At 36.3% G+C, this 1732-nt stretch carries 1 protein-coding gene; it reads left to right on the top strand.

Annotated elements, in window-relative coordinates:
- Positions 1–48: 48 nt before the first annotated feature.
- Positions 49–1437, top strand: coding sequence for an IS110 family RNA-guided transposase (locus ACHUFV_RS27365; RefSeq protein ID WP_394239607.1), 1389 nt, complete (start codon positions 49–51; stop codon positions 1435–1437).
- Positions 1438–1732: the final 295 nt, after the last annotated feature.

Raw genomic sequence — 1732 nt, 5'->3', positions numbered from 1 at the left:
CCTGACAGGGAACCTCAACTTACATTCCAACAAGAGGAGATGAAGTAAATGGGGTATTACTTTAATAATATACAAGGGAAGAAAGGTAGTCAATTCAGTTCACAATTAAGAGGAGTCAATTTGGAGAAGGTATTAATTGTTGCGATAGACGCTGCTAAATACTTTCAAAAGGCGTTGATATGTAATTACTTTGGGGATGTTCTAGAGAAGCCTTTTTTCTTTGGACTAGACCAACTTGGGATTGATTTAATCTGTTCTAAGATAGAAAGATCGCAAAAGGAGATTGAGGCAGAAAGAATCTTTGTTGGTATTGAAGCTACTGGACATTATTATGAGGATATTGTTCGTGAGTTAGGAAAAAGAGGTTATAAAGTAACCATCATTAATGCGGCAACGACTTATGAGGAAAGATCCAGTGCACTAAACTGGAGTAAAACGGATGATTTAGATCTTTATGCCATTGCCCATGCACTTATCCAAAACAAAGGTATGGAAAATAAGTTGCCTGAAGGTCATTATCGTAAACTTATGACATTGACCCGTGCACGAAGAAGTGAGGTACGAAAACGCGCTTTATTAAGAGTACACATCAGAACACTCATGGATCATATTTGGAGGGACTTTCAAGGATACATAGAAGTGGAGAACAATAAGCCGAAGAAAAAGCTGATATTTAGTGATTTCTGGGGACAATCATCCTTATTTTTCCTTGAGTTTTATCCTCATCCTTCGGATGTACTGGAACTAGGAATTGAAAAGCTAACCTCAATAATAAAGGAGAAGAAACTAAGAATACGTACATCTACTATTCAAACTCTTTATCAAGTGGCGCAAACATCAATTGTAAAAGAGAAAGAGGAAGTATCAGTGGAGCTCTTATTATTAAGTATGGCGATTCAGGATTTAAAAAGGTTGTCTGAGAATATAAAAACGCTAGAAAAGGAAATAGAAACAGCGCTTCTTCAAACAGATGGCCGACTACTTCTAACTGTGCCTGGAATTGGTGTTATTACAGCGGCCGAATTCTATAGTGAGCTAGGAGATATATCAAATTATGAAAATGCTGGACAGTTAATCAAGAAAGCCGGTACAAATCCAATTATTATCCAATCTGGAGGAACTAGTGGATTCTATGGCAAGATATCTAAGCAAGGAAATAAGAACTTACGTTTTATAGTGTACACAGTTGGCAAATGTCTAGCCCAGCATAATAAAGACTTGCGTCCATATTACTTAAAGTTAAAAGAACGTGGGAAGCACGCTAGAAAGGCCTATATCGCTCTTGGGAACAAGTTTATCCGAATTGCCTTTTCAATGTTAACACATAAAAAACCTTTTGATTCAAAGCAGAATGGCTACAGTATATTTGAAGAAATCAAGAAAAAGCTAAATTTCACTAAAATAAATACTTACTTAAATATCGCTTTAGCTGCGTAATGTAAATTAAAAAATGAATCTCTCTTCTGGGACCAAGGGAAAATCGAAGTGGTGCCGGAGGCATTGAGACCTCGAGTGACAGCATGATTTACCTTGTCCTGTAAATGCGAATTGTACGTTAATTTTTCCGGTTTGAACTAACCAGGTTGCATCAATGCAGAATTGAAGCAAGGTAGTATTCTCTATTCAGGTCCAAGAAGAGATGATTCATTTATAATGTTTTCTGTCAGTTGCTTATGGTAATTTTTGTAAAAAAACTACGTAAGTTGTGTTACCTATGCACAAAAATCTAAAA

This window comes from Niallia oryzisoli, assembly GCF_043641075.1.
GTDB lineage: Bacteria > Bacillota > Bacilli > Bacillales > Cytobacillaceae > Bacillus_BD > Bacillus_BD oryzisoli_A.
Note: the sequence above shows the minus strand (reverse complement) of the source record. Positions and strands in the feature narration are given on the sequence as shown.